This is a genomic window from Streptomyces sp. NPDC006602 (assembly GCF_042870385.1).
Taxonomy (GTDB): domain Bacteria; phylum Actinomycetota; class Actinomycetes; order Streptomycetales; family Streptomycetaceae; genus Streptomyces.
Genome location: NZ_JBIAHG010000001.1, coordinates 906,567 through 932,627 on the forward strand (window position 1 = coordinate 906,567; position 26,061 = coordinate 932,627).

The 26,061-nt window shown below is 68.1% G+C and carries 28 protein-coding genes and 1 pseudogene; 13 read left to right on the plus strand and 16 right to left on the minus strand.

Features of this window, described 5'->3' with window-relative positions; genetic code table 11:
• Nucleotides 1–174: 174 nt before the first annotated feature.
• From ACFYO2_RS04190 to ACFYO2_RS04205, 4 genes are all read left to right on the plus strand, one after another.
• The gene (locus ACFYO2_RS04190; RefSeq protein ID WP_388343699.1) at nucleotides 175–510 is read left to right on the plus strand and encodes a hypothetical protein; all 336 of its coding nucleotides are present in this window, start codon (nucleotides 175–177) and stop codon (nucleotides 508–510) included.
• A complete protein-coding gene (locus ACFYO2_RS04195) occupies nucleotides 459–938 on the plus strand; it encodes a MarR family winged helix-turn-helix transcriptional regulator (RefSeq protein ID WP_388343702.1) in 480 nt (159 codons plus the stop codon). The genes ACFYO2_RS04190 and ACFYO2_RS04195 overlap by 52 nt, the downstream gene beginning before the upstream one ends.
• Before the next feature lie 288 nt (nucleotides 939–1,226).
• Nucleotides 1,227–1,643, plus strand: a complete 417-nt coding sequence (locus ACFYO2_RS04200) for an NAD(P)H-binding protein (RefSeq protein ID WP_388343704.1) — start codon at nucleotides 1,227–1,229, stop codon at nucleotides 1,641–1,643.
• A 427-nt stretch (nucleotides 1,644–2,070) separates the two neighbouring features.
• Entirely contained in the window at nucleotides 2,071–5,094 is a 3,024-nt protein-coding gene (locus ACFYO2_RS04205) for an RICIN domain-containing protein (protein WP_388343707.1), read from the plus strand.
• 1,024 nt (nucleotides 5,095–6,118) lie between these two features.
• On the opposite strand, the gene ACFYO2_RS04210 is transcribed toward ACFYO2_RS04205, so the two are convergent.
• The 4 genes from ACFYO2_RS04210 to ACFYO2_RS04225 form a co-directional block, all read right to left on the minus strand.
• On the minus strand, nucleotides 6,119–7,012 hold the full coding sequence (locus ACFYO2_RS04210) for an amino acid ABC transporter permease (protein WP_388343710.1): 894 nt from the start codon (nucleotides 7,010–7,012) through the stop codon (nucleotides 6,119–6,121).
• On the minus strand, nucleotides 7,009–7,659 hold the full coding sequence (locus ACFYO2_RS04215) for an amino acid ABC transporter permease (RefSeq protein ID WP_388343713.1): 651 nt from the start codon (nucleotides 7,657–7,659) through the stop codon (nucleotides 7,009–7,011). Before ACFYO2_RS04215 ends, ACFYO2_RS04210 begins: the two co-directional genes overlap by 4 nt.
• A 32-nt stretch (nucleotides 7,660–7,691) precedes the next feature.
• Entirely contained in the window at nucleotides 7,692–8,582 is an 891-nt protein-coding gene (locus ACFYO2_RS04220) for a glutamate ABC transporter substrate-binding protein (RefSeq protein WP_388343716.1), read from the minus strand.
• 61 nt (nucleotides 8,583–8,643) lie between these two features.
• Nucleotides 8,644–9,444 carry an amino acid ABC transporter ATP-binding protein gene (locus tag ACFYO2_RS04225; protein ID WP_388343719.1) on the minus strand — a complete coding sequence of 267 codons (801 nt, stop codon included), beginning with the start codon at nucleotides 9,442–9,444 and terminating at the stop codon, nucleotides 8,644–8,646.
• A 472-nt stretch (nucleotides 9,445–9,916) separates the two neighbouring features.
• Between ACFYO2_RS04225 and ACFYO2_RS04230 the strand changes: the two genes are divergently transcribed.
• Nucleotides 9,917–11,080, plus strand: coding sequence for an aminotransferase class V-fold PLP-dependent enzyme (locus tag ACFYO2_RS04230; protein WP_388343721.1), 1,164 nt, complete (start codon nucleotides 9,917–9,919; stop codon nucleotides 11,078–11,080).
• A 72-nt stretch (nucleotides 11,081–11,152) separates the two neighbouring features.
• Nucleotides 11,153–12,574: an aspartate ammonia-lyase gene (locus ACFYO2_RS04235; RefSeq protein ID WP_388343724.1), complete on the plus strand. Its 1,422-nt coding sequence runs from the start codon at nucleotides 11,153–11,155 to the stop codon at nucleotides 12,572–12,574.
• Here the strand turns inward: ACFYO2_RS04235 and ACFYO2_RS04240 are convergent.
• Nucleotides 12,553–13,245 carry a FadR/GntR family transcriptional regulator gene (locus ACFYO2_RS04240; RefSeq protein WP_388343727.1) on the minus strand — a complete coding sequence of 231 codons (693 nt, stop codon included), beginning with the start codon at nucleotides 13,243–13,245 and terminating at the stop codon, nucleotides 12,553–12,555. The two genes, ACFYO2_RS04235 and ACFYO2_RS04240, sit on opposite strands and share 22 nt — an antisense overlap.
• Before the next feature lie 172 nt (nucleotides 13,246–13,417).
• On the opposite strand from ACFYO2_RS04240, the gene ACFYO2_RS04245 reads away from it, so the two are divergent.
• Entirely contained in the window at nucleotides 13,418–13,744 is a 327-nt protein-coding gene (locus tag ACFYO2_RS04245) for a hypothetical protein (RefSeq protein WP_388343729.1), read from the plus strand.
• Nucleotides 13,745–13,832: 88 nt separating this feature from the next.
• Here the strand turns inward: ACFYO2_RS04245 and ACFYO2_RS04250 are convergent, their stop codons facing one another.
• The 3 genes from ACFYO2_RS04250 to ACFYO2_RS04260 form a co-directional block, all read right to left on the minus strand.
• A complete protein-coding gene (locus ACFYO2_RS04250; protein ID WP_388343732.1) occupies nucleotides 13,833–14,240 on the minus strand; it encodes a PIN domain-containing protein in 408 nt (135 codons plus the stop codon).
• Entirely contained in the window at nucleotides 14,237–14,470 is a 234-nt protein-coding gene (locus ACFYO2_RS04255; protein ID WP_388344008.1) for a type II toxin-antitoxin system VapB family antitoxin, read from the minus strand. The genes ACFYO2_RS04250 and ACFYO2_RS04255 overlap by 4 nt, the downstream gene beginning before the upstream one ends.
• Nucleotides 14,471–14,595: 125 nt before the next feature.
• Nucleotides 14,596–14,802, minus strand: a complete 207-nt coding sequence (locus ACFYO2_RS04260; protein ID WP_388343734.1) for a hypothetical protein — start codon at nucleotides 14,800–14,802, stop codon at nucleotides 14,596–14,598.
• 232 nt (nucleotides 14,803–15,034) lie between these two features.
• On the opposite strand from ACFYO2_RS04260, the gene ACFYO2_RS04265 reads away from it, so the two are divergent.
• A complete protein-coding gene (locus tag ACFYO2_RS04265; protein ID WP_388343737.1) occupies nucleotides 15,035–15,223 on the plus strand; it encodes a hypothetical protein in 189 nt (62 codons plus the stop codon).
• Here the strand turns inward: ACFYO2_RS04265 and ACFYO2_RS04270 are convergent.
• The 6 genes from ACFYO2_RS04270 to ACFYO2_RS04295 form a co-directional block, all read right to left on the minus strand.
• Complete coding sequence (locus tag ACFYO2_RS04270; RefSeq protein ID WP_388343738.1) at nucleotides 15,216–16,073, minus strand: hypothetical protein; 858 nt, start codon at nucleotides 16,071–16,073, stop codon at nucleotides 15,216–15,218. The genes ACFYO2_RS04265 and ACFYO2_RS04270 overlap by 8 nt on opposite strands.
• A gap of 110 nt (nucleotides 16,074–16,183) precedes the next feature.
• Entirely contained in the window at nucleotides 16,184–17,029 is an 846-nt protein-coding gene (locus ACFYO2_RS04275; protein ID WP_388343741.1) for a hypothetical protein, read from the minus strand.
• 41 nt (nucleotides 17,030–17,070) lie between these two features.
• Nucleotides 17,071–17,418, minus strand: coding sequence for a hypothetical protein (locus ACFYO2_RS04280; RefSeq protein WP_388343744.1), 348 nt, complete (start codon nucleotides 17,416–17,418; stop codon nucleotides 17,071–17,073).
• Between the two features lie 1,002 nt (nucleotides 17,419–18,420).
• Nucleotides 18,421–18,759 carry an XRE family transcriptional regulator gene (locus tag ACFYO2_RS04285; protein WP_388343747.1) on the minus strand — a complete coding sequence of 113 codons (339 nt, stop codon included), beginning with the start codon at nucleotides 18,757–18,759 and terminating at the stop codon, nucleotides 18,421–18,423.
• Nucleotides 18,756–19,115, minus strand: a complete 360-nt coding sequence (locus ACFYO2_RS04290) for a type II toxin-antitoxin system RelE/ParE family toxin (RefSeq protein ID WP_362077466.1) — start codon at nucleotides 19,113–19,115, stop codon at nucleotides 18,756–18,758. Before ACFYO2_RS04290 ends, ACFYO2_RS04285 begins: the two co-directional genes overlap by 4 nt.
• A 175-nt stretch (nucleotides 19,116–19,290) precedes the next feature.
• Complete coding sequence (locus ACFYO2_RS04295) at nucleotides 19,291–19,683, minus strand: TetR/AcrR family transcriptional regulator (RefSeq protein WP_388343750.1); 393 nt, start codon at nucleotides 19,681–19,683, stop codon at nucleotides 19,291–19,293.
• Nucleotides 19,684–19,704: 21 nt separating this feature from the next.
• On the opposite strand from ACFYO2_RS04295, the pseudogene ACFYO2_RS04300 reads away from it, so the two are divergent.
• The 4 genes and pseudogenes from ACFYO2_RS04300 to ACFYO2_RS04315 all read left to right on the plus strand — a co-directional run.
• Nucleotides 19,705–20,306: pseudogene (locus ACFYO2_RS04300) on the plus strand (oxidoreductase); the annotation flags it as partial.
• Between the two features lie 153 nt (nucleotides 20,307–20,459).
• The gene (locus ACFYO2_RS04305) at nucleotides 20,460–21,278 is read left to right on the plus strand and encodes an SDR family NAD(P)-dependent oxidoreductase (protein WP_388343753.1); all 819 of its coding nucleotides are present in this window, start codon (nucleotides 20,460–20,462) and stop codon (nucleotides 21,276–21,278) included.
• Nucleotides 21,279–21,543: 265 nt separating this feature from the next.
• Nucleotides 21,544–22,581 carry a hypothetical protein gene (locus tag ACFYO2_RS04310; protein WP_388343755.1) on the plus strand — a complete coding sequence of 346 codons (1,038 nt, stop codon included), beginning with the start codon at nucleotides 21,544–21,546 and terminating at the stop codon, nucleotides 22,579–22,581.
• A gap of 194 nt (nucleotides 22,582–22,775) precedes the next feature.
• On the plus strand, nucleotides 22,776–23,057 hold the full coding sequence (locus tag ACFYO2_RS04315) for a hypothetical protein (protein WP_388343758.1): 282 nt from the start codon (nucleotides 22,776–22,778) through the stop codon (nucleotides 23,055–23,057).
• A 231-nt stretch (nucleotides 23,058–23,288) separates the two neighbouring features.
• On the opposite strand, the gene ACFYO2_RS04320 is transcribed toward ACFYO2_RS04315, so the two are convergent.
• Nucleotides 23,289–23,837, minus strand: a complete 549-nt coding sequence (locus ACFYO2_RS04320; RefSeq protein ID WP_388343760.1) for a TetR/AcrR family transcriptional regulator — start codon at nucleotides 23,835–23,837, stop codon at nucleotides 23,289–23,291.
• A gap of 688 nt (nucleotides 23,838–24,525) precedes the next feature.
• Here ACFYO2_RS04320 and ACFYO2_RS04325 point away from each other — a divergent pair.
• On the plus strand, nucleotides 24,526–25,455 hold the full coding sequence (locus ACFYO2_RS04325) for an ADP-ribosylglycohydrolase family protein (protein WP_388343763.1): 930 nt from the start codon (nucleotides 24,526–24,528) through the stop codon (nucleotides 25,453–25,455).
• A 48-nt stretch (nucleotides 25,456–25,503) separates the two neighbouring features.
• Here ACFYO2_RS04325 and ACFYO2_RS04330 read toward each other — a convergent pair whose 3' ends face one another.
• Nucleotides 25,504–25,989: a hypothetical protein gene (locus ACFYO2_RS04330; protein WP_280888497.1), complete on the minus strand. Its 486-nt coding sequence runs from the start codon at nucleotides 25,987–25,989 to the stop codon at nucleotides 25,504–25,506.
• Between the last annotated feature and the right edge of the window lie 72 nt (nucleotides 25,990–26,061).

The window sequence follows — 26,061 nt, forward strand, 5'->3', positions numbered from 1 at the left end:
TACCGGATGCCGCGCAGTGTGCTGCCGTGGCCGACGAGATCGGCGCCGAGCGCACCGGTATCCGTATCTCCCCCGGCAACCCCTACAACGACATCGCCGAGTCCGACACCGCCGAAGCTGTATCCGGCGCTCCTGCGTGCCCTCAGCCCGCTCGGTCTGGCCTACCTCCACGTGATGCACGCGGGCGACGAGGAGCTGGTGGGCACCCTGCGCCCGCTGTGGCCGACCACCCTGATCCTCAACCGGGCCGGCACCGACCTGCCCACCCGCGCCACGAACATCGACCACGGCACGGCCGACCTCGTCTCCGTCGGCGCCCTCGCGCTCGCCAACCCGGACCTGGTCGAGCGGCTACGCTCTGACGCGCCGCTGAACACCCCCGACCCGGCGACCTTCTACGGCGGCGGAGTGGCCGACTGCACCGACTACCCCACCCACACCGTCCGAGGAACCGCATCATGCCCGCCTCCACACACCGCACCCCCTCTACGGCCAGCGAGGGGCCGATGAGCTACGCGATCTTCCAGCTCGCCCGCGCTCACCGCGCCCGCGCCGGCGTCATGCTCCGTGAGATGGACCTGCATCCCGGACAGGAACTGCTGCTGATGCAACTCCTCGACCGGGACGGCCAGACCCAGTCCGAGCTGCTCGAAAGCGTCGGCCTGGACCACTCCACCGTTTCCAAGTCCCTGCGCCGCATGCAGGACGCCGGCCTGCTCGTCCGCGAGCCGGCCGAACACGACCGGCGCGTCATGGTCGTGCACCTCACCGACAAGGGCCGTGCCATGCGCGAGCCCATCGCGGCCATGTGGCGGGCCCTGGAGGAGACCTCCGCGCTGAACCTGTCGGCGCAGCAGGCGGAGTCCTTCGTCCGCACCGCCTACGCGATCGCCGACGCGATCAACAGCCGCGCTCTTCCGCGGGAAGAGTCCGAGTAACTCCCCTCCGCTCGCACCCCGGTTCCGGCCTGGAGTGCGCTTCGTTCCCGGCGTTCTTGCGAGGTGGTGAGCCGAGCCGGCAGCTGTGGCGGAACCCGCCCGCTGCCCCCGACGTACGTCAGGGAGGACAAGGACGGGCGGGGGTGAGCGGGGCCCAGCGTCAGGGGCGAGCGCGAGCTGTCCCGGTGCGAGCAGGCCGGAACTCATCCGGGGGCAGGGCAACACCCCGCGGGGTCGGCGTGACCTCCCCCGTCGCCGGCCGACCGGCCGGCCGCATATCGGGTCCCCATGACCACCACCCTCCCCGTCCTCGTCGTCGGCGCGACCGGCTCCCTCGGCGGCAAGGTCGTCGACGAACTGCTCAAGCGCGGTAAGAGCGTCCGCGCCCTGGTCCGGCCGACCACCGACGCGAGCAGGCTCGAAAGGCGGGGTGTCGAGATCGCCCGCGGCGACATGCTCGACCTCGACTCGCTCGTCGCCGCCATGAACAGCGCCGACGCCGTCATCACCACCGCCGCCGGCTACACCCGCGGCGGCAAGAACGCTCACGACGTCGACACCGTCGGCAACGCCAACCTCGCCGAGGCCGCCCACCGCGCCGGCATCCGGCGGTTCGTCCTGACCAGCATCCTCACCAGCAGGAGGCACGCCGCCTGTGCGCCGTCCTGCGGGACCGGCCGCGGCGAGCCCTCGTGGAGCCATTGACGCTGCCCGCCCCCAACAACTCCCTGCCGGGGCAGGCGTGCGCGCTGGTGACCAGCGATCTGCGGCAGCCACGGACTGCCGCCTGGCTCGCACGGAGCATCGGTCCGCAGCTCGCCGAGCGGACCGCTACCGGCAAGTGGGCACCGAGGGAGACTTCGCCGAACTCACCTTCCCTCGCGGAACCGTTGGAAGCGCCGGCCCATACGGCGACTGGCCAGTACCGACGCGCCCGCGCCGACACGGCAGGCACCCGGAACCTACTGGCACCTATGCGGCGCTGTTCCCGAGTTGTCCGAGCTGTCAGCTCGCTTTGCCAGATCTATTGACTTGTCCTCCCGTCCGTCACTACCGTCTCGCAGAATTTCGAACGACGTTCGATATTTCGAACAGCAAGATCTCGCATGAGTGCCCAATGGAGGACACCTCTATGCGTCACCGACCCAGACCCGGCACCCGCCTGTTGGCCGCCCTGTGCGGCTCGACGCTGTCCATGGCCCTGTTGACCGGGGGGCCGGGGGCGACCCCCGCCCAGGCGGCCGACGACCCCAACGCGGTCGCGCTCGACAAGGACGCGATCCTCGCCGCCAACCAGCTCGACGAGCGGCAGTGGTACAAGGACAACATCCCTTTCCTCGACACCCCCGACAACGACATCGACGATGTCTACTACTACCGGTGGAGCACCTACAAGCGTGCACTCCGCTACACCGTGCCGGGCACGGGTTACGTGTCGACCGAGTACGACGTGCCGATCGGCTATGCCGGGAACCCGTACACCGCGCTCCCGGACGCAGCCGGCTACCACCTGCTGGACGGGCGCTGGCTGCGCAACCGGGACTACGCCGGTGACTACCTGGACTTCTGGCTGCGCGGCGCGGGCAACTCGGGCGCCCGCAACTTCAGCGAGTGGATCACGAGCGCCGCGTACCAGCGTTATCTCGTCACCGGGGACGCCGCCCAGATCAAGTCCGCGCTCCCCCACCTCATCGCGCTGTACAAGCGGTGGGATTCGAGCTTCACCAGCGACATCACGGTGAACGGCACGCAGTCCACCAGCGACCTGTACCACCAGAGCCCGCTGTCCGACGCCACGGAGTACACCGAGACGTCGATGCACAGCAGCAACTGGTTCAGCGGCGGCCGCGGCTACCGGCCCACGATCAACGCGTACATGTTCAGCGCCGCCCAGGCCATCAGCAAGATCGCCACGCTGAACGGCGACACGGCGACCGCGAACGATTACGACGCCAAGGCCGCGCAGCTCAAGTCGGCCGTGCAGAACTCGCTGTGGGACCCGCAGCGCAACTTCTTCATGCAGGTCTACAACACGGACACCACCAACGGCACCCTGAAGCAGACCAGGACGACCTGGCGGGAGCTGATGGGCTACGCCCCCTGGGCGTTCAGCCTGCCCGACGCGCAGTACTCGTCGGCGTGGAAGTACCTGACCGACGCCAAGAGGTTCAAGGCGCCGTTCGGGCCCACCACCCTGGAGCGGGTGCACGACTTCGAGGCGGAGCAGGCCACCCGCAACCACGCCAACCTGTTCAGCTCGTCGACCGCCTCCAACGGGCAGTACGTCGGGCAGATCGACTTCGACGACAGCTACGTCACCTTCACCGTGGACGCGCCCGGCGCCGGGACGTACCCGGTGACCGTGCACTACGCCAACGGCACCAGCGGCACGTCGACCCACAAGCTCATCGTGAACGACGACACCGCCAACCCGATGACGGTCAGCTACGCGCCCACCGGGGCCTGGCAGAAGTTCTCGGAGTCGCAGGCCGTCACCGTGCAGGTCCCCATGAAGGCCGGCGCCAACACGCTGAAGTTCGCCAAGGGCACCAGCTACGCCGAACTCGACCGGATCACGGCAAACCCGTATTTCGACTACGAGGCGATCCCCGCCACGCAGCAGCGCGACGACGCCAACTGCTGCCACTGGAACGGCCCGAGCTGGCCGTACCAGACGAGCCAGGTCCTGACCGGCATGGCGAACCTGCTCCAGGACTACCCGGCGCAGAGCTACGTCACCAAGGCGGACTACCAGACGATGCTGGCGCAGTTCGCCGACCTCCAGCACAAGGACGGCAAGCCCTACATCGCCGAGGCCGCCGACGGCGACACCGGCGCGTGGATCTACGACGGCTTCAACTTCAGCGAGAACTACAACCACTCCAGCTTCAACGACCTGGTGCTCACCGGTCTGCTGGGCATCAAGCCGCAGGCGAACAACACGCTGGTGCTGAAGCCGCTGGTCTCGTCCGGCTGGGACTGGTTCGCGGTGGAGTCCCTGCCCTACCACGGACACACCTACTCGATCCGCTGGGACCGTGACGGCACGCACTACGGCAAGGGCAGCGGCCTACAGATCTTCCAGGACGGCCAGCGCATCCACCAGTCGTCGACACTCGGGGACACCACGGTGAACGTGGCCGCCCCCGTCACCCCGGCGCCGGCCACGCGGCTGATGAACGTGGCCGCCAACCCGCTGACCGCCGAGCAGGACTGGCTCGGCCGGACCATCACCCAGCCCTACCCGAAGGCCTTCGCCTCCTACACCAACACCGTCTCCAACGGTCCGCACTGCCACAGCGGGCAGACCTGCAAGCCCACCACCTTCGACGCCCCGCTGCGGGCCACCGACGGCTGGATCCGCTACGACAAGATCCCCGACGACCGGTGGACCAACTCCGGCTCGCCGAACGCCACCGACCACCTCGGCGTCGACTTCGGCGCCCCTCGGAAGATCAACGAGGTGAAGTTCTACACCTACGACGACGGCGCGAACATCCGCGTCCCGGGGAGCTACACCGTCCAGTACCTCAGCAACGGCTCGTGGGTGAACGTCCCGAACCAGACCAGGAGCCCTGCCACCCCGGTCGCCAACAACGCCAACGAGGTGACCTTCCCGACGATCATGACCTCCCAGTTCCGGGTCGTCTTCACCCCTCAGGCCGGCAAGTTCGTCGGCGTCACCGAGCTGGAGTCCTGGTACCCGGAGACGCCGGCCGTGAAGATCGTCAACAAGAACAGCAACCTGGAGCTCGGCATCTCCGGTTCCTCGATCGCCGCAGGAGGCGCCGCCCAGCAGCAGACGGCCGACGCCACGGCCAACCACCAGTGGAAGATCGTTCCCGCCGAGAACGGCTACTACAAGATCTTCAACACCAACAGCGGCCAGGTGCTCGGCATCAAGGACGCCTCCAAGACGGCCGGCGCCACCGCACTGCAGTGGGGTGACACGCTCACCGCCGACCACCTCTGGTCCGTGGTGGACGCGGGCGGCGGCTACTGCAAGATCATCAACAAGAACAGCGGCATGGCCCTGGGCATCCAGGACATGTCCACCACAGCCGGGGCCCAGGCCTTGCAGTGGGACGACAACGGCACCGCCGACCACCTGTGGCGCATCACCACGGCCGACGGATCCACACCGTTCAACTCCTGACCGACCGTCCGCCGCGGTACTGCCGTCGTCCGGGGTCCGGAATTCCGGGTCCCGGCCGGCGCTGTCGCCATTTGGGGCACATCCCGTCACTTCGGGTCAGGTGCCGAGTCGGCTCTCATCCTTACGTCCCGGACGCACCCAGGTTGACGCCTCAGGGAGGCACGGAGTCGATGGGGCCGGCTCGGGCCACTGGGTGCCGGGACTTGGCGGGTGGTGAACTCCTCGAGGCCCCGACACTCAACCAGACCGTAGGGGCAGCCGCCGCGCCGGACTGCCTCAACGTCCCAGTCGACCACTGGACCGCCTCGACGGCCGACTCGACCTGCGGCGCTGGTGTGCAGCCCGGTCAGGCCGAGCGCTGCTGCGCCGAGCCCGGCGGTGACCAGCAGCGCGTACCGGCGGGGGCGGCGCAGCACCGTCCGGCCGAGGGCGCCCCAGGCCCGCGGCGTCCCGCATGTCGGTGTGGAGCTTCTGGGCCGGCGGTACCTTGGCGACGTCGTAGGCGGAGAGCGTCACCGCGCCGAGGAAGAGGCCGCCCTGCAGCGCGCCGCCGACCGTCATGAAGCCCGCGTCGCCGCCCGCCGAGTCCGCCGGCTTTCTCGCGGTCGAGGCGGCACTGCTGCCCGAACCACCGGTGGCCCCGGCGGCCTTGGCGAACTCCCCGATCTGTTCGGGGTCAGCTTGGGCGTCATATTGAGGTTGTCGTTCAGGTGGCCGAGCCTGGTGGATGGATCGACGTTGACACCCATCGTGGACAGAATGCCCGCGCCTGCCCGACCGGGATCGTCACCCGGGCCCGGCCGGCGAGCTCGGCGGCGGACACCTCGACCATCACTTCGCAGCGACATTCGCACCTGACCAGAAAGGAGTCCGCGCCCCGCCCTTGAAGGAGCGGACCCCCGTCGACACGGTGACGGCCGACGGATGGTCGGCTGCCTGTCACGCCCGGCGGCAGGCTCGGGGCCCGACGGGAGCGCGACGGCGGCACGCGGGGACGACGCGGCCAGGTGCCGCCCGCACGTGGTCACCGGTTTGCCGCCGCCGGCAGTGCGCCGGCCGGAGAATTGGCGTCGAGCTGGGCCGGTGGGTCGGTCCTGCGCGGGGGGCGTGACATCCGGCGCTCGACGGCTTCGGCCAGTTGGGAGAGGCTGAAGTTGACCAGGATGAAGAGAGTCCCGATGACACAGAACATCTGCAGGGGGTTCTCCAGCGTCTGTACGGCGATCTGGCCGCGGCGCAGGAGCTCTTCGTAGCTGATGATGAATCCCAGTGAGGTGTCCTTCAGTACGACCACGAGCTGCCCGATGAGTGCGGGGAGCGTGATCCGGAACGCCTGGGGGAGCAGGATCAGACGCAGGGTCGCGCCCTGGGTCAGGCCGATGGCGTACGCGGCCTCCGCCTGGCCCTTGGGCAGGGCCTGGATGCCGGCGCGGATGACCTCGGCGATGACCACCGAGTTGTAGAGCGTCAGGCCGATGACGAGGAACCACATCGTCGGCAGATCGATGCCGATCTCCGGCAGCACGCGCGCGGCGAAGAACACGGACATCACGACCGGGACGCCGCGGAAGAGCTCGATGAAGCCCACCACCGCCCAGCGGTATGCCCGCGTGGCCGAGACCCGGGCGACGGCGAGCGCGCTGCCGAGGGCGAGGGACAGCACGATCGAGATGGCCGCCGCCTGCAGCGTGGCCACCAGGCCACCGCCCAGGAACTCCCACACCAGCCCGAACTGCGGGTCGGAGGGGTTGATCAGGGGACCCCACTTGGCCTCGTCGAGCTGCCCCTGCCGGGAGAGCCTGGCGATGGCGAGGGCCAGCAGGGCGGCCAGTGCCGTCAGGGCGGCGGCGGTGCCCCACAGGATCCGCCGCCGGGAGCGCGGACCGGGCGCGTCGTACAGGACATCGGGCGCGGTCATCGGGCGATCGCCACCTTGCGCTCCAAGCGGCTCAGGAGGAATCCGACGGGCAGGATCAGCAGGAGATATCCGGCGACGACGCCGGTGAGGGTGGGAAGCGCGGGCAGGCCCCGGGCCGAGGTGAGGGTGTCCGCCACGCTGAAGAGCTCCCCGCCGACGCCGAAGGCGCCGACGATCGCGGAGTTCTTGATCATGGCGATGAGCGCGTTGCCCAGGGGCGGGACCATCGAGCGCAGGGCCTGCGGCAGGATCACCAGCCGCAGGCTCGCACCGAAGCTCAGGCCGATGGCCCGCGCCGCCTCGGCCTGGCCGGCCGGGACCGCGTTGATTCCGCTTCGGACGGCTTCGCAGATGAAGCCCGAGGTGTAGCAGACCAGTCCGGTCACCCCGAACCAGAAGTAGCTGCCATGGAGGCCGACTTCGGGGAGGCCGAACGCCATGAAGAACAGCACGACGGTGAGCGGGCAGTTGCGTACGGTCTGGACCCAGAGGGCGCCCAGGCGCTGCAGCAACGGCACCGGGGAGACCCGGGCCACGGCGACGGCCATGCCGAGTACGAGCGAGCCGACGGCCGCGTAGACGCAGATTTCGATGGTCTTCAGCCAGCCGGACCAGAAGAGACCTGCGTTGTCGATGATCACGTTCATGTGTCTGCTCCGAACTGCGGGTTACGCGCGGGTCACTCGCAAGGGCCGAGTTCCGGAAGCTTCGGGACCTCCGGTGACGCGTCGCCGACGGAGTCCTTCCACGCCTTGGCGTAACTGCCGTCCTTCACCGACTCGGTCAGCACGTCGTTGACGAACTCGCAGAACTCGACGTCGCCCTTCTTGATGCCGATGCCGAAGGGCTGGTCGTAGAAGGTGTCACCGACGGTCTTGAACTTGCCCTTGGAAGCGGAGACAAAGCCCAGCAGGATGGCGCTGTCCGTGGTGACGGCGTCGACCTGACCGGTGCGCAGGGCGTCGGCGCACTTGCTGTAGACATCGAACTGGACGAGCTGGCTGTCCGCGTCCTCGAGGTACTTCTTGATCACCTCGCCGTCGATGGAACCAGTTGCCGTACACACCTTGAGACTTGCGTCCTTCAGTGACTTCGGGCCAGTGATCTTCGTGTTGTCGCTCTTGACCATCAGGGTCGAACCGGCGTTGTAGTACGGCCCGCCGAAGGTCACCCGGGTCCGGCGGTCATCGGTGATCGTGTAGGTGGCGGTGATCAGATCGACCTTGCCCTGCGCCAGGTACTCGTCCCTGACCTTGGAGGGAGTCTCGACGAACTCGATGTCGGCCGGGGCGATGCCGAGCTTGCCCGCGATGATCTTGGCTGTCTCCACGTCGAAGCCGGCCGGCTTGCCGTCCAGGCCCTTGAGGCCGAAGAGCGGTACGTCGAACTTCGTACCGATCGTGATCCTGCCGGCCGCGGACAGCTTGGCCATCGTGGTGCCGGCCTTGAAGGTGGGCTTGGCGGCGCTCGTCGTGGCGCTGTCCGAGTCGCTGCCTCCGCATGCGGCCAGGGGCAGGGCCAGGGCGACCACGGCGGTGGCGGCGAGGGCGGCGCGTCTGTGCTGGAACATCTTGTTCTCCTAGTGAGTTCGCGTGTTCAGGGGTTGCGGGAAGCGCGGCCGGGCCGCGGGATCAGTGGCTGAGGATCTTGGAGAGGAAGTCCTTGGCGCGTTCGCTCTTCGGCGCGGAGAAGAACTCCCCGGGCCGCGCTTCCTCGACAATGCGGCCGTCCGCCATGAAGACCACTCGGTCGGCAGCGCGGCGCGCGAAGCCCATCTCGTGGGTGACGACGACCATGGTCATGCCCTCACGCGCCAGTGCCGTCATGACGTCCAGGACCTCGTTCACCATCTCCGGGTCCAGGGCCGAGGTGGGCTCGTCGAACAGCAGCACCTTGGGGTCCATGGCCAGGGCGCGGGCGATGGCGACCCGCTGCTGCTGTCCTCCGGAGAGCTGGGCGGGGTACTTGTTGGCCTGGCCGGCCACACCGACCCGGTCCAGCAGTCGCAGCGCGCGTTCCTCGGCCTTGGCCCTGGCCATCCGCCGGACATTGACCGGGCCGAGGGCGACGTTCTGCAGCACGGTCTTGTGCGCGAAGAGGTTGAAGGACTGGAAGACCATTCCGACGTCCGCTCGCAGGGCGGCCAACTCCGTGCCCTCAGCGGGCAGTTCGCGCCCGTCAAGGGTGATATTCCCGGATCCGATCGTCTCCAGCCGGTTGATGGTGCGGCACAGGGTGGACTTCCCCGAGCCGGACGGGCCGATCACGACGATGACCTCACCCTTGGCGACGTCCAGATCGACGTCGGCCAGGACGTGAAGGGCCCCGAAGTGCTTGTTGACGCCCCGGAGGGACAACAGGGGAGGCCGAGCGTTCCAGTGCGCAGACGCTTCCCCGGCAGCGACGGCCTGGTGGTTTCTCAAGGAAGACATGAACTACTACCTCGCTGAGAGGAGAGAGCGGAGCACGAGCAGTGGTCCGACCGGGTGAAACTGGTCCAACCTGTTGGACCAGTGGACGGGCTGTCGGTCCCCGATGTCAAGGGTTGCCCTGGAATTGGTTGTGACGTCTGCGTTACGGCCCGGGCCGCACCCCCTGCAGCGCCGACCCGTTCGCGGCGTCGGGGTAAGCCCCGTCGCCTGGCAGTTACGCGAGTCCCCCGCTGGAATGACAGAAAATATCGCCCGAAAAACCTCAAACTGCTCTGCCAATCGGATCGTGAGGCCCGGCAACTGCCATGTGGACACCGGCAGTCGGTCGGTCGGCCCGGCACTGAGGAGTGGCACCCCGGAGGGCTGCGGTCTTGACTCTCACCGCCCGGCATGGTGAATTGGTCCTACCGGTTGGACCAACCTAACCGTCCGCGTCTTCCGCGCGCCGGAGCAGAGGAAAGAGACAGCGCCCGTGAGTGCCATCGACATCGCGAACCTGCGCACCCTGTTCCCGGCTGCGGCGGAGGGCCTGTATCTGGACGCCGCCCACCAGACGCCACTGTCGCTTCCGGTCCGCGCCGGCCTGGACGCCTTCTACGACCAGGCGCTGAACACCGCCGGTCCGAAGAAACGCTGGCTGGCCCGGGTGGAAGAGGTACGCGGACGGCTGGCGGCTTTCCTCGGAGCCGGCCCGCACGAGATCGCGTTCACCAAGAACACCTCCGAGGGTCTCAACATCGCCGCCCACGGCCTGCGCTGGGAGCCCGGCGACAACGTACTCCTGCTGGAGGGCGAACACCCGAACGTCGCCTACGCCTGGCTGAACCGCCGCCCGCAGGGTCTGGAGGTCCGGATGGTGCCGCAGGACAGGGCGAAGAAGTGGGCCGACGCGGACACCTTCGCCCCGTACCTGGACGCCCGGACCCGGGTGATCGCCCTGTCCCATGTGATGTTCCACAGCGGACAGCGCAACGACGTGGCCGGCATCTCACAGCTGGCCCGCCGGCACGGATCCGAGGTGGTGGTCGACGCCATGCAGGCAGTCGGCATCCTCGAGGTGAACGCCCGCGCGCTCGGGGTCTCGGCGCTGGCCTCCGGCTGCCACAAGGGTCTGCTGGTGCCCCAAGGACTGGGCCTGCTCTACACGCCGTACGAGACGGAAATGCTACGGCCGACATATATGGCGTTGGCCGGCGTGGCCAACCCTGACGAGCACATCGTCGTCGGAGCGGGAAACGTCGAACCGCGGACCGACGCGCAACGCTTCGAGATCGGCAACTTCAACCTCCCGGCGATCCATGCGCTGGGCGCCGCGCTGGACCTCATCGAAGGCGTGGGCGTAAGCGACATCGAGCGGCACGTACTGGACCTGGGCGATCAGCTCATCGCGCACCTGGACGCACTTGGCATCGGCCTGACCGGGCCGGTTGAGCGCGAACACCGCTCGCACATCCACGTTCTGGACCTGCCCGGCCCTTGGTGGGCGGATTTCCTGGCCGCCGAAGGACTCCGGGTCTCGCCCGTACGCGAGGGCATCCGGGTCTCCTTCGGCCTGTACAACAACGCCGACGACGTGGACCGGCTGGCCGACGTCCTGCGGCGGGGACTGCGGAAGATCGCCCACCGGGCAGCCTGACCCGCCCGCCCCTCCCAGCCGAATCCCCCCTCATCTGGAGCGACCGTCGTGACCTCACCGCACCCCGTCCGTATGGAACATGACCTGCTGGGTGACAGAGCCGTCCCAGCGGACGCCTACTTCGGGGTGCACACCCTGCGTGCGACCGAGAACTTCCCCATCACGGGTATCCCGATCAGCCGATACCCGGACCTGATCACCGCGCTGGCCTGCGTCAAGCAGGCTGCCGCCGAGGCCAATCGCGAACTGGCCCTCCTGGACGCGGACAAGGCCGACGCCATCGTCGGCGCGTGCCAGGACATCCGGGCGGGCCGGCTGCACGGGCAGTTCGTGGTGGACGTCATCCAGGGTGGCGCCGGCACCTCGACCAACATGAACGCCAACGAGGTGATCGCCAACGCGGCGCTGGAACGACTCGGCCGGGCCCGTGGTGAGTACATGTACCTCCACCCGCTCGAAGACGTGAACATGAGCCAGAGCACCAACGATGTGTACCCCACGGCGGTCAAGCTGGCACTGTTCTGCCTGGCCCGAGGGCTCGGCGACGCCATGACGGGTCTGGCCGAGGCGTTCTCGGCCAAGGCCGAGGAATTCGCCGACGTGATCAAAATGGGCCGGACCCAGCTGCAGGACGCGGTACCGATGACCCTGGGCCAGGAGTTCGGCAGCTACGCGGTGACGATCCGCGAGGACGTCGAGCGCCTCGCAGAGGCGATGGCCCTGATCACAGAGATCAACCTCGGTGGCACCGCCATCGGCACCGGCCTCACCGCGCACCCCCGCTACGCGCAACTTGCCTGCGCGCGGCTCCGGGAGATCGCCGGCATTCCGGTGACCACCGCGGCAGACCTTGTCGAGGCAACGCAGGACGTCGGATCGTTCGTCCTGTTCTCCGGTGTTCTCAAGCGGGTGGCGATCAAGCTCTCCAAGATCTGCAACGATCTGCGGCTGCTGTCCTCGGGCCCGCGCACCGGATTGTCTGAGATCGGCCTGCCCCCGGCCCAGGCCGGGTCGAGCATCATGCCGGGCAAAGTCAATCCGGTCATCCCGGAGGTGGTCAACCAGGTCGCTTTCGAGGTGATCGGCTACGACGTCACCGTGAGCATGGCCGCCGAAGCGGGTCAGCTCCAGCTCAACGCCTTCGAACCGGTCATCGCGCACAGCCTCTTCGAGTCGGTGACCCGCCTGACCGCCGCCTGCGGCGCGCTGACCGACCGGTGCGTCACCGGGATCACCGCCGACGCCGAGCACCTGCGCCGCACCGTGGAGTACTCGATCGGCGTGGTCACGGCCCTCAATCCGCACATCGGCTACACCGCGGCCACCAGCATCGCCGCAGAGGCCCTCGCCACCGGCCGCAGCATCCCGTCCCTGGTGGTCGGGCGGGAGCTGCTCACCGAGGCGGAGCTGGCCGACATCCTGAGCCCGGAGAACCTGGTGCGCCCCGGCGGCGCCCCGGTCCCTCCGCAGGGTCAGCCCTGCAGCACCGGATAGTCGTGATAGTGCTGGCTCGTCGACTCGTACACCGCCACCACGTCCTTGTCGCGGATCGCCTTCACCAGCGCCTGGTGGACATCCAGCGAATACGCGCCGATCGCCGGCGTGTACCGGGTGTGCAGCAGCCATTCGTGATTCTGGTGCTTGGTCGTCAGCTCCGTGACGAGGCTCACCAGCAGTGGAGTACGGGACGCCGAGGCAATCGCCCTGTGCAGGTCCATCGTTGTGGCCAGATAGGTCTTGTAGTCGTCCTGCTCCAGATGCTCTTCCATCTCCGCCACAAGAGCGTCCAGCTTGAGCAGGTCGGACCTGGTGGCCCTGCGGATCGCTGTCAGCGCGCTCGCCAGTTCAAGGGCCTCGCGCGCCTGGAGCAACTCATTGATGTTCAAAGCGGCGACAAGCCCGGCGTCGTTCTCGTCGCGGACCGTGCCCTCCGGCCGCGCGATATAGCTTCCGTCCCCGAGGCGCGTCTCGATGTTGCCGCTGAGCTGCAGAACGGCCAGCGCCTCCCGGACGGCGTTCCGGCTGACACCGAACTCGCCGGCCAGATCCCGCTCGGACGGCAGCCGCTCACCGACAGGCAGCTCTCCCGACCGGATCTTCGCCAGCAACGCCTCCGCGACCAGTTCCGGCTTTCGCTGGCGGCCGGACGAAACCTGCGATGCCATCGCCCCCCCTTTCGGTCATACCGGTAGGACCAAGTCGGTAGGACCAGCGTTCCATGCGGTGGTCAGGCCGTCAAGAAAAGCTTTCGGGCCCCTTTGTCATTCGACGCGGCCCTGGCGGTGACGCGGCCCCGCGACCTGTCCGCCCCACGACGATGGGGCACCGTGAGCCGATATGGTCTCGCTCGCGCTGGCCGAGGGCGGCTTCGGCGGCGGCAACCATAGGGACCGCCGTCAAGAAGCGATGCCGATGTCCCGCCACAGGGCACGCCGACCAAACCGGACGACTTGTCTCGGAGACGACACCCACTTCGGGTGGGGAACCGAGATCGTCACCACCATGAGTTGCAACAAGCGCGAGCCCCGGTTCAACTTCCGATTCGACAACGACCCGGGACCGAACGCACCGCTCGTGGCGTTCTGGACACCGACGCCCGCCGGGCAGGCCCGCCTGCCCGGCGACGCACCACCGAACGTCAGGCTGGGGGCCAGGGTGGGGTGACAGTGGCCCCCAACGGCGCCCAAGGGCGGACCTCAGCCGCGAGACCCCTCGCGGACATCGACTCGAGGCGGAGAGACCGCCGGCTGGGTCAGCCCCGGACGTCCCGCTGCTGGACTTCCTTGACGACGTCCGCCACGGCGACGAAGTCGTTGTCCACGTGGAGCACGGTGTGACCGTGGTGAACCGCAGTCGCGCATACAAGCAGGTCGATGGCGCCTGCCGCGCGATGCTGTCCGTGCTGGGTGAGCTTGTACTGCGCGGTGTCCACCCAGCGCCAGCCACTCTTCGGCACGGAGGCGAGGTGACACAGAGCGTCCAGTTCCGCTGCCATGTCATCCCTGTGAGCGGGTCCGGTGGCCGAGTGGAGGAACTCGGTCCGGGTCGGCTCGCAGACATGGAACACCCCGGCTGCGATATGTCCCTCCCAGGGACGCAACGCCCCCGGGGTACGGAACAGGTGCCACAGCGCCGAGGTGTCGAGCAGGTACGTGATCACTCGAACGTCGCCCGCCGGGCACGCTTCGCCGCCTCATGCGCTGCCGCCGCCCGGTCGAACTCGCCGCGCGCTCCCCGCTCGGCCAGCTTCTCGGCCGCTTCCAGCCGCTTGACCCGGGCCACGTAGTCTCGCAGCGCGGCGTTGACCGTCTCCTTCTTCGTCGTGACCCCCATGAGCCGCATCGCTTCCGCCAGAGCCTCATCATCGAGATCAATCTGAGTGACAGACACGACCACCACCTCCATACATGCAATGTATGCGCACATTGTATGTGACCAACATGACGGGCGCACCGCCGCTTCGGCAAGCGCAGTCATGACCGACTAGTGCTGGTTCCGTGCCGGTGCGGGCAGTGCTACTGCCCACACCCGGGACGCCCGCCGCGCCCGCCGCCGGGCCGGCGGCGCGGTTCCGGCCCGTACATCGCCCCGGCGGCCAGAACGCCGCCCCACAGCACGTGGGCGTCCTCCCAGTGCGGGTCTCCCGGCGGTACGAACAGCGCGAGGCGTGGCGGGAGGAACGCACCGGCCGTGACCGGCAGCATCAGCACGGCGCCCGCCACGGCCGTCCCTGGCCCCGGCCCCGAGCCACGAGCCACGAGCCACGAGCCACGAGTTACGGTGCGTAACGGTGGTACAGCGCCTCGAAGGCGCCACGGTCCCCGTCCGCGACTGCCCGCAACAGCTCGGCGTCGCTCGGACTCCCCCGGTTCGTTTCGCTCACACACCCTCCTCGCCGTAGCTCTCGCCGCCGGCCCCGATGATCCGGCCGTCCTCATCGCGCCGGAGGGCGACATGACCGCGGCGCACGGACTCGCCCGGCAGGCCGCCGCCCTGGTCGACTCCCTGCCCGAGCCGCACCGGGAGCCGTTTCGGGGACGCCCGCGCGGAGCAGGACTGAGCGTGGTCCAGGTGCCCTCGGCGGTGATCAGTGAGTCCCTGCGAACCGGCCACGCGGTCTCGGCCGGGAAGCTGCCTACCTGACGTCGACGAAGTCGCCGGGCGCCGTCGCGGAGCCGGTCGTGGTGGTGCCGGCGAAGACGAAGCGGTAGTAGCCGTCGGAGCCGGCCTTGGTGGTGGTGCTCAAGGTGCCGGTGCTGCTGGTCTTGACCGTCTTGAGGGTGGTGTAGGTGCTGCTGCCCTTCTTGCGGAACTGCAACTTCACCGGCTGGGTCGCGTATCCCGCGTACTTGCCCGTGGTCCAGTTGGCGCGACTGAGCTTGCCGGTGACCGTGATGGTCCTGCCCTTCTTCACCGGCTCCGGGGAGGCGTTGGCGGTCAGCTTGGCGGCACGCTTGATCCTGGTCCTGGCGACGTCGTCGTCGTAACTGGCGTTCGCGTAGAGGTCGTAGGCGCCCAGGAAGAGTTTCCAGGTCCCCGCGGTGCCGTTGCCGTCCTTGAAGGCGACCGCGGGGTCGATGGTGAAGACCGTTTTGCAGCTGTAGCTGTAGCCGCCCTGGACCGGCGTCTCCGTGCAGGTGGGGTATTCGTCCGACTCCAGGCCGCCGGTGATGGTGTCCGTGCTCGAACTGTCGGTGCCCTGCCACAGGAACGCCTGGGTGATGGCTACGCCTTCCACGTCGAAGGCGGTGAACGTGACGGGAACGGCCTTCTTGCCGGTGACGCCGAGAACGATGTCCTTGCCGGCGTTGACGACCCCGTCCGTGAAGGTGGTGCCGCCCAGCGCGTCCTTCGGCTGGACGCTCTGCGGGGCGAAGGCCAGGAGATCCGTCGCCGCCCCGGGATGCTCCGCCGCCTGGGCGGCACCCGGAAGAACGAGCGCCGAGAGTACGACGGCGCCGGAAAGGACGGTGGCAGCAGCGCGTATGCGCATGTGATTCCCCAAGGTGAGGTCGGGCGGCCCTGCCGAACTGTCCTTGTGGCAGGGCCTGATGATGTGGTGGTGAAGAGGCCGGTGCCCGCCCGGGTCCCCGCGGAAGAGGTTCAGGGCGTGGGAGAGCGCAGGACGTCGTCGATGTCGAAGCTTGTGTCGGGCGTCGGGTAGAGGTCCGTCGGGTGGAGGTCCGTCGGGTAGAGGTCCGTCGGCTGGGAGCCCGGTGTGGGTACATCGGCCGGGTCGGCGGTGGGCTTGCCGTCCGGGCTGCACACCTGCGGTGCCGAGGGCTCGGACAGTTCGTAGTCGGCGACCCGCTGCGACCGGAAGTCCACAGTGGCGCGACCCCAGGCGTCCTCTCCGCCGCCGACCTCGACCTCCTTGGGCAGTTCCTTGCTCGTCAGCGGCTTGCCCAGGGTGATCGAGAGGAGGGCGCCCTCGCAGGGACTGCGGTCCGTCGCGTAGAGGGACGCGGGCAGGGCGATCTTCCGCTCGACGCTCGCGTCCGCATGGAGTTCGACGCGTTTCACCCGGCGGATGTCGAGGTAATAGGCGGGTCGCGTCCCGTCCGAGAGGCGTTCGCCGTCGGCGCCGTTCGCGACTCCGTACACCAGCTTCCAGAACTCGACCTGCACGGTGATCTTCCGGCAAAGCGGTCCGTTGTACCCCGGCAGGCTGACAACCCTCAGCCCGTCGCCCACATAGTTCTCCTTGGGCGTGTCGACGACGAGCCGGACCCAGTCCCTGGATTCCTCGACCGTCCACCCCTTGTTGTCGTGGCAACCGGACGCCCCGGTCGGATACGGGGGAGTGAGAGACGGGGTCGGCGAAGGGCTCGGCGACTCGGACACCCCCGTCGCGCTCTCGGACGGATCCCCGGAATGGGAGGTGCCGTGGGCGCTCGAACAACCCCCGGTGAACAGGACGACCACGGCGAGGGCCGCGACGACAGGCACGACGGAGTCGTTCCGCCCGGGTATGCGCCTCGGTACGTACCTCATCGGTCGAACCAGTTCCTGGCTTCCACGGTGCTGAAGCCCCGCAGCACGACGAGGGCGAAGGCGATGCCCGGGAGAACCGAGACGCTGCCCTGGAGCAGGCCCAGCACACCGCTCAGCAGGCTCAGCGCCTCGATGACGATGACCGTGACACGTATCCCGTTCGACCGCTTGCCCGCGAAAACGCCGCATAGCAGAAGCGCCCCGGCGATCAGCAGCGACAGCACCGCCAGGAACCGGAGCAGCCCGGCCCCTTCGTCCTGACCGTGGTCCGCCGCGTCGTTCACCAAGGCCAGCAACAGGAATCCCGCCGCCAGGTTCAGCACGGCCTGGACCCAAACCCCCACCAACGCCAGCCTGACACTCTTCGGCATCTGCGCTTTCACGCTCGGTGTCGTCATGAATGCAAGAAAACGGCACACGTGTCAGGGACACGTCGGTAGGAGTACGTATTTCGTGTACGTATGTGCCATCGCCGCCTGGCCGCCGCGATCTCCTCCGCCGTCGCTTCGGCGCGCGGAAACACGCTGTCTGCTCTCGGCGACGAGGTCCACGGGCGACATCAGGATGCGAGCGCCGGGCCAACCCCGCCGACCGCACGGTCGACGCGCCCCTGGACGCGGCCGGGCGCCGGCACGCCCGCCCGGTACTCGACTGCCACGTCGGGGATAGCAGCCCTTGCTGTGCAACCTGCCGTTGGAACAACACGAACCAGCCTGGAGACACCGTCGCCTTGGCCACGGCTACGCCGGCCCGGCCCCCGTACGGCCCCTGGGTTTTTTCATCGGCCTCAAGGCAGCCGCCCGGACCCCGAGCGACAGCCTCGATCATCTACTCAGCCGCAGGTCAAACGGGTTGGATCTCCCCCGAGCACCGCCGCACCGCCAACCCGCGAGCAGCGGATTCAGTCCGTTCAGGCAAAGTTGGCGCTCCGACACCCGAAAATGAACGTTTCCGCAGGTCAGAAGCCTGCGCAGGTGGGGCGGGTGGGACTCGAACCCACGGCCGACGGATTATGAGTCCATTGAGGATCTTGGCGGTCCTTGCCGATCAACGCTCATTTTTGACGTTTTCCCAGGCCAAACGCGCCGATCAGCGTCAGTCCTGTGTGGTGCTTGTCGATGCATTCCTGTCCTTGTGGCCCCTCAATGGCCCCTGGGGATCGACGAGCTGGACGATCACCACAGAAGCAGCCGCGTCCGCGCAGTTCAGCCAAGGGGATGGAACCCTCGCACAGCGGATCCCCTTACCGACGAGATGATGCCCCCCTTGTCCCGGGTGGAGCATCGTCCCTGACGAGTTCGTCTGCCGGGCTGCGCATGATCCTGGACCGCAGCCTGTCGATCGGGTCAGCCGAGGACGTAGGTCTCATCACCGAAATCAGCGACGATCTTCAGCTTGCCGCCGAGCGCCTTGACGTAGGCAGCGAGGGTGTCGACCTCGCTGCGCTCCAGTTGGCCCTTCTCGATGCGCGAGACGCGGGCCTGGGTGACGCCCATGGCTTCGGCAACCTGGACCTGTGTGGTGTGCTGCCGCTTCCGCAACTCGGCGAGGCGGTGCACACGGGAGGCCAGGACCATTGCCTGCGCCCCCTTCTGAATCTGATCCTTTTCGGCATCGGTGAAGGCGAAATCATCAGTCAGGTCTCCCCAGGAGACGGCCTGTGGGTCCTTGAGGTGATCAGTCATCGTGCCCCGTCCTCTCCATCGATTCGCTTCAGATGCTCCGCGTATGCCTGCTCCGCCTGGGGCACTGCGACGCGGTACCAGCCGGACCAGTTGCCCGCCTTGTCACCGCCGACCAGGATCACGGCCTGGCGGTCCGGGTCGAACACGAACAGCAACCGCACTTCTGTGGCCCCCGCCGAGCCCGGGCGGAGTTCCTTGAGGTTCGGTAGCACCGACCCCTTGATCGTGTCCACCAGAGGCCGGCCCAGCGCGGGACCTTCCTCCTGAAGAGCAGTGACAGCCTGACTGACCTGAATCAGGGTGTCGCGGTCAGTACGGCGCAGGCCATGAAGCCACGAAAGAGCCGGCTCGACCACGACAATCTTCCAAGCCACGCACAAGACCCCATCTGCAATTTATTACACTGCTAGCATACATCGCTGGCGTCATATTGGGAGGGACTACGGTTCTCGCAGTCACCTGTGCCGCCTCGACGGCGGGCATGTCACTACTCGCGGGGTCGAGAACGCCCGCTTCAGGGTCTTCCCGGTTTTAACGGAAAGGCGCGAAGTGGGCGGGGTCCCCCTCGATGAACTCGCCGCGTTCCTGGGCGTCCACGATGACCCGCTCGAAGGACTGCGATGCCCGATGGGCGAGGCCGACAACCTCCTCGGGGGCGTCAGGGCTGCGCCTGCGGGCGAACATGATCTCCACCAGCACGGCGTTGTCGGTGGCGAAGGTGACGTAGGCCCGCGCAAGGACGGTGAGGCGAGGCTGGACCGGGAGGGTGGGATCGCCTGCGCCTTCGAGGGTCTGCGTCAGCCGCTCGTAGCCGTCGAGCGCCAGGGCGTCGAGCAGCGCCTGCTTGTCCTTGAAGTGGCGCCCCGGCGCCGCGTGACTGACACCGATGTCCCGGGCCAGCTCACGCAGCGACAGTGACCCCACCCCTTTCTCGCGCAGGGTGCGCTCGTCGCGGTACGGGACCCGGAGCGCGGCCGGGCGGCGGCGGATTCCGTGCGCGGCAGCACCGAGGTGCGCCGCCTGGACCTGGCGGACCTGTCCTCCGTACGGGAATTCGCGGACGCCTGGGAGGGCCGCCCGCTGAGCCTGCTGATCAACAATGTGGGTGTGATGATGCTGCCGTAGCAGCAGACGCGGGACGGCTTCGAGATGCAGTTCGGCACCCACCACCTGGGCCATTTCGCCCTGACGAATCTGCTGCTGCCGTACGTCACGGACCGGGTGGTCACGCTCGCGTCCTCGCGACCCACACAGCGAATCCGTTCGCCCGCGCCATTGTGCCGATCACGAACAAGTTCCTCGCCCAGGACGACAAGGACGGCGCACTGCCGACCCTGTACGCGGCGACGCAGGACCTTCCGGGCGCGAGCCACGTCGGCCCCGACGGTCGCGGCGAGTCGAAGGGTGCCCCGACCCTCGTGGGCCGCACGGCCGCGGCCGGCGACCCGGTGGCCGCCCACCGCCTGTGGACGGCGTCGGAGGAGCTCACCGGGGCGAGCTTCCCGCAGGAGATCCAGGCCCTGAGCCGAGAGTCCGTTTCCAGGTGACTTCAGTGCAAGGCCGCTGACCGTGGAGCTGCGGGCCGCTACCGCCGCCCACCTCCACAACGAACTCGAAAGCGGGATACTCATCCCGTATAGTTAATCGGGATAGCCATCCCGCTTATGGGTGGCCGTCCATCCCCGCAGGAGGTTTACGTCATGAGCAAGGTCTGGTTCATCACCGGTTCGTCGCGCGGCTTCGGCCGCGAGTTCGCCCTCGCCGCCCTGGAGCGCGGCGACCAGGTCGCGGCCACCGCCCGCAACACCGAAACGCTGACCGACCTGGTCGAGCGGTTCGGTGACGCGGTACTGCCGCTGCGTCTGGACGTCACCGACCGTGCGCAGGTGTTCGAGGCGGTCGCGGCGGCCAAGGAGCGGTTCGGCCGGCTGGACGTGGTGGTCAACAACGCCGGTTACGCCCTGGTCGGCGCCGTGGAGGAACTCGGCGAGCAGGAACTGCGCGACGAGCTGGAGACCAACGTGTTCGGCGTCTTCCACGTCACGCAGGCGGTACTGCCCGTCCTGCGTGCGCAGGGCAGCGGACACATCGTCCAGATCTCCTCGGTCATGGGGCTGACCACCTTGGCCGGCGCGGGCGGCTACAGCGCCTCCAAGTGGGCGCTGGAAGGCCTGAGCGAGGCACTCTCCCAGGAAGTCGCGCCCTTCGGCATCAAGGTCACGGTGATCGAACCCGGCGGCTTCGCCACCGACTTCAAGAACTCGTCGGTCTTCACCGCGCACCGCCAGGACGCCTACGACCCCCTGCACGCGTCGCTGACCGAGATGAGCGCCGCCGCCCAGATGCCCGGCCCCGAGGGTGTCGGCGGTGCGATCCTCCAGCTTGTCGACGCCGAGGAGCCGCCGCTGCGCGTGTTGTTCGGCGAGCAGCCCACGCAGTGGGTACCCGCGGTGTACCAGCAGCGCCTGGAGACCTGGGCCGAGTGGGCGCACGTGTCCAAGGCCGCGGAAGGCAAGTAAAGAACTTCCGGCCCTCGGGCCATGACACGCCCACTCCACGGCGTGCACCCGTACCGTCGGCGCCTGAGAGAGCCTGGGCGGCACACCCGCCCAGGCCCCCTCACCGGGAGGCGGCAGGTCCTTCTCCAGCGAAGCACCTTCGGATGCCTCTCGGCCGGCGGCCCGGGCAACTCGTCCCATACAACCAACAGCAGCGCAACCCAGGAGCGGGCCGACCGGGCCCACCCGTCCCACACCACCGAGGCCCACTGAAGGAGCCCCCGTCATGCCCACCACCAAGCGTCGCGCACTGATCCTCATCTCGTCCGGCCGCCAGCTGCCGTTGGTCGAGCCGGCCGAGGTCAAGTCGATCTCGACCGGGTTCTTCCTGGTCGAGATGGCTCAGGTGCTCAAGGAGTTCGAGAACGACTACGAGTTCACCTTCGCCACCCCCGACGGCAACGCCCCGCAACTCGACATCAACGGCATGGCCCTGTCCGTGCACTCCATCGAGAAGACCGGCGCCAAGACCCTCCCCCTGCGCATGCAGCAGCGCCGCCGCTCGTTCAACGTCAACAGCTTCCGGCAGCGCCACCCCGAGCTGGTCGCCCGCCGCGAGCAGGAAGTCCGGCTGCTGGAGCGGCACATCGGCCGGATCCCGGTCTCCGAACTACTGCCCAACAGCGAACCGGAGCTCGCCGAGTACCGCCCCGAACTGATCCGCCGCCTCGACAAGCTGCCCGAGGGCACCTTCCACTCGCTGCAGGAGCTCGTCCTGCGCCACCGCGACCCGGCCGACTCGTTCACCTTCGCCGACTTCGACTTCATTCACGCCCCCGGCGGTCACGCCCCCATGGTCGACTTCCGTGACGATGCGTGGCTCGGCGAAACCCTCCACGTGGCCCGGGAGAACGACGTCACCATCTCGTTGATCTGCCACGCGCCCGTGGCGGTGATCTCCACCCGGCAGCGCGTCGACGCGCAGGGCCGCTCCTACCTCGTCAGCGACAACCCGTTCCTCGCCGCCACCATCTCGACCGTCCCCAAGATCGGCGAGCGGTTCGCGCTGCGGTTCCTCTACCCGCGCGTGCCGGGCAAGGCGACCCGACTGCCCTACTTCGTCGACGTGGCCATCAAGGAAGCCGGATTCACCGTCGCTTCCTCCCCCAACATCTCCGCCCCGAAACTGGCCTACGAGCCGTCCGTGCGGCTGCTCACCGGCAACGGCCCACAGGCCATCGACAAGCAGACCGCCAAACTCCGCAGCATCCTCACCCACAGCCCCGCTGCCCGCCGGACCAGCGGCAAGCACGCGAGCGCGTAGCCACGACCACATGTGCCGACCAGGCAGCCAACGACGCGGGCGAACAGACGGGACAGGTACGGAGGCGGGCCGATACGGCCCGCCTCCGTACCTGTTCTGGTCGCGCCCTGCTGGAGGCCCGGCCCGACGACGAGCGACTGTGGACCTCACCGACCGCCGTTCTGCTCGACTACGTCGAGAGCCAGCGCGACACCATGCCGCTGAGCCACCGCCTCAAGGCGCAGTCACCGGCTCTCGCGCAGTCGGCCCACGCCTTCGGCGACCAACTCCGCACCGACCTGCGCACCTGGGTCCTGGGCCGCGTCCCGGGCGACGACACACTGATCGCGCCCCTGAAACTGAACCTCGCGCTCACCGCTTCCATGACCGCCTACCAGAGCTGGCGGGCCGACGAGGACTTCGACGTCCTCACCGGGCGCACCAGCCAGTGTCTGGACCAAGCGGGCGCCGGGTTCGCCACTCCCGCTTCACTGTGAGAACTCCCCGCCGGGCGCAGTACTGAGGCAGGGTCGGCCTGTGGCGCGTAGGGCCTGGTCCTGGCGCGACGTCCGGCATGCGCAAGGATCTCTCACGGCAAAAGAATCCTCAGCCTCTCACCGACCCCCGGCCCCCCAACCCACACGACCGACCGTGTGAGCGGACACGGCGTCAAGCTTCGCCGCACCAAGTCCCTTCGGCCCTATCCTCGGCGCGGTCGGCAGACGCCGCTACCGCTGGGCGCGCAGGCCCGCGCACGCCAGGTCGATCATGCGCTTGCGCGCCTCCGGGTCGGGGCCCTGCTGCTCCCGGGCCAGACAGCCGACCATGAGCGCCTTGACGTCGGCACGCACGACGTCCGGCCGCACGGCGCCGACTTTCTGCGCACCGACGAGCAGCTCCTCTTCCACGGCCAGCAGATTGTGCTCGGGGGCCAAGGCCACCGAGTGGACGTCGAAGCCTGTCCCGCTCATCGCCTGCGACAGACCGAGATTGACCGCGCTGTGCTCGACCATCAGGGCGAAGAACTCGAAGAACGCTGCGCCCGGATCACGGGTCGCGGCCAGTTGCCGGGCCCGGTCGACGATTTCGGCCACCAGATGCAGCACGATCGCCTCGTACAGCGAGTCCTTCGTCGGGAAATGCCGGCTGACCGTCCCTGTGCCCACACCGGCCCGCCGGGCGATCTCCGCCACCGGTACCGACAGCCCCTCGGCGGCGAACGTCTCCAACGCCACCTCCAGGACACGCTTGCGGTTGCGCTCGGCATCAGCACGCATCAAAGACCCTCAGACTTCCTACCAAGCGGGACAGCTATCCCGATTGTAGTGGACCGGCCTTTCGGGACCACCACAGAAACGGGATCACAGTCCCGCATAGCGAATCGGGACACGCATCCCAGTTGCGGGAGGCGTCCGTGCCCACAGGAGGCTTACGGCATGAGTTAGGTCTGGTCCGTCGCCGGTTCCTCGCGACGTCGGTCGCGAGTTCGCCGTCGCCGCCCTGGAGTGCCGCGGACCGGTCGCCGCCCCGCTACCCGGATACCGGCGCGGTGACGAACCTCGCCGCCCGGATCGGTGGCGGGGTACCGCCGCCACCCACGCAGCCGGCGCGCGGTACGCAGTGCCGCCGCAGCTCCGCGAGGACCGTCGTCACCGAGGGACTGACCTATCGCCCCTTAAAGGCGCATCACCACACCTGTCGCGATGACTCGACTTCCACTCAATGGCGCGAGCTGCACCAATGGCAACTCCGTACTGCCGCGATAGCTCGGACCCCGGAGAACATGCGGCTGCCCGATGACACCGCGCTCGATGGGGTTATGTGACCTGTACGGGTGTCTCAGACCCAAGGTGTCTCAGGCGGTGCACCTCCGTAGACGAGACGCGTTCACCTCCGTTGGTTCGGGAAGCCGAGGAAGGCAATCGGGCCGTGCGGCCGTCGGTACGGCCCGGATAACCTGCGCGAATGAAGCGGATTCAGCGAGCGGCCGGCGCGGTCGTCGGCTCAGCGGTGGGCGACGCTCTGGGCGCCCCCTTCGAGTTTGGCCCCCAGGGAGCGTTCTCTGCGCGGTTTCCCGCGCCTGGTGCCGGTGGCGAGATGTGCGGAGGTGGTGGCTGGGACCCCGGCGAGGCCACTGACGACACGCAGATGGCCGTCTTGGTCGCGGAGTCGCTGCTGGAGCGGGGCGGGCTGGATCTGCCGGACATCTTCGCCCGCTTCCAGCGGTGGGCGGCATCAGAGCCGAAGGACATCGGCTTGCAGACCGAAGACGTCCTGACCAACGGCATGCCCTGGGACCTCGCCGCCGCGATCCACTTCCAGGTCAACCAACGAGCGGCGGGAAACGGCTCCTTGATGCGGGCGTCGACCTCCGCAGTTCACTTCGCGGCCGCCGGCCAAGAAGCCACCATGGAGGCGGCCCGCCGTATCGCTGCCCTCACCCACGGGGACCGCGCGGCCTGGGAAGGCACCGCGATCTTCCACGAGCTCATCCGTGTCACGTTCGAGGACATTGACCCCCTCGCCGCGCTCCCGGACGTCCTGGCTCTTGTCCACCCCGACCACCGCGGCCGCTACGCCACCGTCCTCGCGCCCGACTGGCACCCCGATCAGGCGACCGAGTTCAACGGTGCCGTCTGGCCCTGTCTGGGCTCAGCCGTCTGGGCCTTGCGCACCACCGCCAGCTTCGAAGACGCGATACGCGCGGCGATCGACCTCGGCGGTGACACGGACACCGTCGCCGCGGTGACCGGAGGCCTCGCGGGGGCGTACTACGGGCTGGACGCAATCCCCGCCCGCTGGACCCAACCGCTCCGTGTCCCCCTCCCAGGATTCGACGGACGGGTGCTGCACGCGCCAGATCTACTCAACCTTGCACACCGCCTCGGAGGCTGAACCGGGTGCTGTTCCGCACTCTCCACGAACTCCGGCCCTCAGCCGCAGTCACTTGACCAGTGGCTCCGCAAGGAGGACGACTCGATCTGCTTCGACATCGAATCCGAGCACCGGATGACCATGGGCACCCTCCGGGTGCATCAGCACCGGCTTACCCAACCGCCGCCCGATCTCCCGCAAGAAGCCGCAGAACAGTTCAAGTCGCTCCTGCCCCTGCAACTCGCGCAGATCAACGTCGAAATCGATCTCCTCGTCTGAGTAGAAGCGGAAGATCGCCAGCACATCAGCTCTCAGCCAGACACGCAGGCTCGGGCACTCCGTATCCGCTGGTCGAGACAGTGCAGCCTCCGCCCGGGGCAGGGGAAGCACCCTCTCTCCTTCGGAGTATTGGCACTTCCAGCCCTTCTCCACGACGAGATCCAGTACCTCCTGCCAGTTATTCCTCGAGGCATCAGGGACACTCACGTCCGGTAGCGATCCCATCAGGTCCGGATCGAAGAAGCACTTCACGTCATCCCACAGGAGATCAGCCACACCGTCATACTGCCCGGCACCCGGCCTCAAGGCAGCCCTATTTTCCCTGATCAAGGGCATAGAAGCCCTCGC